The 3,915-nt window shown below is 67.1% G+C and carries 7 protein-coding genes; all 7 read left to right on the top strand.

Translation table 11 applies throughout. The features are described 5' to 3' along the window. On the top strand, positions 1-158 hold a 158-nt coding region (locus ACK5KK_RS01425; RefSeq protein WP_416888309.1), incomplete at its 5' end, for a 50S ribosomal protein L18. Between the two features lie 8 nt (positions 159-166). Beyond that, positions 167-862 carry a 30S ribosomal protein S5 gene (gene rpsE / locus ACK5KK_RS01420; protein WP_416888308.1) on the top strand — a complete coding sequence of 232 codons (696 nt, stop codon included), beginning with the start codon at positions 167-169 and terminating at the stop codon, positions 860-862. Next, positions 862-1,047 (top strand): 50S ribosomal protein L30, encoded by a 186-nt coding sequence (rpmD, locus tag ACK5KK_RS01415; RefSeq protein WP_416888306.1) that lies wholly within the window; start codon positions 862-864, stop codon positions 1,045-1,047. The genes rpsE and rpmD overlap by 1 nt, the downstream gene beginning before the upstream one ends. Beyond that, positions 1,047-1,532: a 50S ribosomal protein L15 gene (rplO, locus tag ACK5KK_RS01410; protein ID WP_416888305.1), complete on the top strand. Its 486-nt coding sequence runs from the start codon at positions 1,047-1,049 to the stop codon at positions 1,530-1,532. Before rpmD ends, rplO begins: the two co-directional genes overlap by 1 nt. Before the next feature lie 97 nt (positions 1,533-1,629). After that, positions 1,630-2,955 carry a preprotein translocase subunit SecY gene (secY, locus tag ACK5KK_RS01405; RefSeq protein ID WP_416888304.1) on the top strand — a complete coding sequence of 442 codons (1,326 nt, stop codon included), beginning with the start codon at positions 1,630-1,632 and terminating at the stop codon, positions 2,953-2,955. Positions 2,956-2,960: 5 nt separating this feature from the next. Continuing rightward, positions 2,961-3,542: an adenylate kinase gene (locus tag ACK5KK_RS01400; RefSeq protein WP_416888307.1), complete on the top strand. Its 582-nt coding sequence runs from the start codon at positions 2,961-2,963 to the stop codon at positions 3,540-3,542. A 1-nt stretch (position 3,543) separates the two neighbouring features. After that, positions 3,544-3,915 (top strand): M24 family metallopeptidase (locus ACK5KK_RS01395; protein WP_416888303.1); only part of this gene is annotated, 372 nt, incomplete at its 3' end.

Here is a 3,915-nt window from a genome sequence, read left to right as displayed (position 1 = left end):
ACAAGACCGCGAAGGCTCGCAAGGTCGGCGAACTCGTCGCCGAGCGCGCCAAGGCCGCCGGTGTCTCCGACGTCGTGTTCGACCGCGGCGGCAACCGCTACGCCGGACGTGTGGCTGCGATCGCCGACGGCGCTCGCGAGGGAGGTCTGAGCCTGTGAGCGAGAACGTGACCGAGAACAAGGAGAACGCAGTGACCGAGCAAGCTGCGGCCACTGCTCCCACCGAGCAGGCCGCCGGAACGGCGCCCGCAGAGCGTGACGGCCGCGAGGGCCGCCGCGGCGGTCGGGACCGTAACCAGGGTCGTGACCGAGGCGGGCGCGACCGCGGCGACAACCAGTTCCTGGAGCGTGTCGTCACGATCAACCGCGTGTCCAAGGTCGTCAAGGGCGGTCGCCGGTTCAGCTTCACGGCGCTCGTCGTCGTCGGCGACGGCAACGGACTGGTCGGTGTCGGCTACGGCAAGGCCCGCGAGGTGCCGTTGGCGATCTCGAAGGGTGTCGAAGAGGCCAAGCGTTCCTTCTTCCGCGTGCCGCGCGTCGGCTCCACCATCCCGCACCCGGTGCAGGGCGAGGCCGCCGCCGGTGTCGTACTCCTGCGCCCGGCCGCCGCCGGTACCGGTGTTATCGCCGGTGGTCCCGTGCGTGCCGTGCTGGAGTGCGCCGGTATCCACGACGTGCTGTCGAAGTCGCTCGGTTCGTCGAACACGATCAACATCGTGCACGCGACCGTGGAGGCGCTGCGTCAGCTCGAAGAGCCCCGTGCGGTTGCCGCGCGCCGTGGTCTGGACTTCGACCAGGTCGCACCGGCCCGCCTGATCCGCGCCGAGGCCGAGGCCGCCAGCGCCGCGAAGGTAGGTGCCTGATGGCTGCCCGACTGAAGGTCACGCAAGTCAAGTCCAAGGTGAGTGAGAAGCAGAACCAGCGCGATACGCTGCGTTCGCTCGGCCTGCGGCGCATCGGTGACTCCACCGTTCGCCCCGACGATGCGCAGACGCGCGGTTACGTCAAGGTCGTCGCCCACCTCGTCAAGGTTGAGGAGATCGACTGATGGCCGAAAAGAACAAGGCCGACGCCCAGAAGGAAGCTGCGAATCGTCCCGGTGTGCTCAAGGTGCACCACCTGCGGCCGGTCCCGGGTGCTCACACCGCGAAGACCCGCGTGGGTCGCGGTGAGGGTTCCAAGGGCAAGACCGCCGGTCGCGGCACCAAGGGAACCAAGGCCCGCTACCAGGTCCGCCAGGGCTTCGAGGGTGGGCAGATGCCGTTGCACATGCGCACGCCGAAGCTGCGCGGGTTCAAGAACCCCTTCCGCGTCGAGTACCAAGTGGTCAACCTCGCCAAGCTCGCCGAGCTGTACCCGGCCGGCGGCGACGTCACCGTCAGCGACCTGGTCGCCAAGGGCGCCGTGCGCAAGAACGAGAAGGTCAAGATCCTCGGTACGGGGGAGATCTCGGTCGCCCTGACGGTGTCCGTGGACAAGGTCTCCGGCTCCGCAGAGCAGAAGATTCTCGCAGCGGGCGGCACCGTCAACTAATACGCAACAGGGGCCGGAGATCCTCCCCGGCCCCTGTTGCCGTACTCTGGTTGACGGTGTGTCCCCACGCGCCGCAGTACACCTGGAGGAATTTCCTTTGTTCAGCGCTATCGTGCGGGTCTTCCGCACTCCGGATCTCCGGAGGAAGATCGGCTTCACCCTGGCGATCATCGTCATCTACCGCTTCGGTGCCCACATCCCGACGCCGTTCGTTGATTTCCCGAACGTGCAGTCATGTCTACGGGATTCGGGGAGCGCCGAAGGGCTGCTCTCCCTGGTGAACCTGTTCTCCGGTGGTGCGCTCCTCCAACTCTCCATCTTCGCGCTCGGCGTCATGCCGTACATCACGGCGACGATCATCGTGCAGCTTCTGCGGGTGGTCATCCCGCACTTCGAGGCGCTGTACAAAGAAGGCCAGGCCGGACAGGGCAAGCTGACGCAGTACACCCGATACCTCACAATCGCGCTCGCACTGCTGCAGTCGACCACGCTGGTCACCGTGGCCCGCTCTGGCCAGCTGTTCGGTATCACGGGCATCCCGGAGTGCGAGCAGTTGCTCACCAACGACGCGTGGTGGGCACAGTTGCTGATGATCATCACCATGACCGCCGGCACCGGCCTCATCATGTGGTTCGCCGAGTTGGTCACCGAGCGCGGCATCGGCAACGGCATGTCGCTGCTGATCTTCACCTCCATCGCGGCGACCTTCCCGGCCGCGCTGTGGAGCATCCAGGTCACCAACGGTTTCGAGGTGTTCCTTCTCGTCCTGGCCGTGGGTATCTGTGTCGTGGCGCTGGTCGTGTTCGTCGAGCAGTCGCAGCGCCGCATCCCGGTGCAGTACGCCAAGCGCATGGTGGGCCGGCGCACCCTGGGCGGCACCAACACGTACATCCCGATCAAGGTCAACATGGCCGGTGTCGTGCCCGTCATCTTCGCCTCGTCGCTGTTGTACATCCCGGCCCTGATCGCCCAGTTCAACCAGACCCCCGATGCCGACGGTCAGATCCCCGACTGGGTCGCCTGGATCCAAGCGAACTTCACCACGGGCGACCACCCGCTCTACATGGCGGTCTACTTCTTCCTCATCATCGGCTTCACCTACTTCTACGTCTCGATCACGTTCAACCCGGTTGAAGTCGCCGACAACATGAAGAAGTACGGCGGGTTCATCCCCGGCATCCGCGCCGGCCGCCCGACCGCCGAGTACCTCGACTACGTCCTGACCCGAATCACGCTGCCCGGTTCGATCTACCTGGGTCTCATCGCCCTGTTGCCGCTGATCGCGCTGGCCACCGTGGGGGCGAACCAGAACTTCCCGTTCGGCGGCGCGTCGATCCTCATCATCGTGGGTGTCGGACTCGAGACCGTGAAACAGATCGACGCGCAGCTGCAGCAGCGCCACTACGAAGGGCTCCTCCGCTGATGACGATTCCCCGGCTCCTCATCGTCGGGCCGCAGGGCTCCGGCAAGGGCACCCAAGGGGTGCGCGTGGCTGACGCCCTCGCGATCCCGATCGTGTCCACTGGCGACGTGTTCCGCGCGAACGTCAAGGACGGCACCGAGCTGGGGCTGAAGGTGAAGGCGATCATCGACGCGGGTGACCTCGTCCCCGATGAGCTCACGAGCGCGATCGTGCGTGACCGCCTCGAACAGGTCGACGCCGCCGGGGGGTTCCTCCTGGACGGCTACCCGCGAAACGTCGGCCAGGTCGGCGATCTGGACGGTTTCCTCTCCGGTCGCGGCGAACAGCTCACCGGCGTCCTCGAACTGTCCGTGCCACGTGCGGTCTCGATCGAGCGGCTGTCGCTGCGCGCGAGCGAGCAGGGTCGCGCGGACGACACCGAAGAGGCCATCGCCAAGCGGCTGTCCCTCTACGAATCCGAGACCGCACCGATCCTCGACGTGTATCGCGAGCGCGGGATCGTCGACGCGATCGACGGCGTCGGTTCGCTCGACGAGATCGCCCAGCGCATCAGCGCGGCGCTCGCGGCGCGCGGCATCCCGGGCTGACGTGGCGCTACGCCGCTCGCTCTACAAGACGCCCGCGCAGTTGCGAGCGATGCGCGAGCCCGGCGCGATCACGGCCGCGGCGCTCGACGCCGTCGCCTCGCTCGTCGCCTCCGGGGTGACGACCGCACAGCTCGACGATGCGGCGTACGCGGCCATCGTGTCCGCCGGTGCGGAGTCGAACTTCCAGATGGTGCGTGGCTACCGGCACACCACGTGCGTGTCGGTCAACGAGCAGGTCGTGCACGGCATCCCGGGGGAGCGTGTCCTGCAGCCCGGTGACATCGTGTCGGTCGACTGCGGCGCCCAGTACCGCGGGTGGAACGGCGACTCCGCGCGCACCTTCGTCGTCCCCGATCCCGCTCGCCCCGAGCTG

The sequence above is a fragment of the Microbacterium sp. genome (assembly GCF_047972865.1).
Classification (GTDB): Bacteria; Actinomycetota; Actinomycetes; order Actinomycetales; family Microbacteriaceae; genus Microbacterium.
Note: the sequence above shows the minus strand (reverse complement) of the source record. Positions and strands in the feature narration are given on the sequence as shown.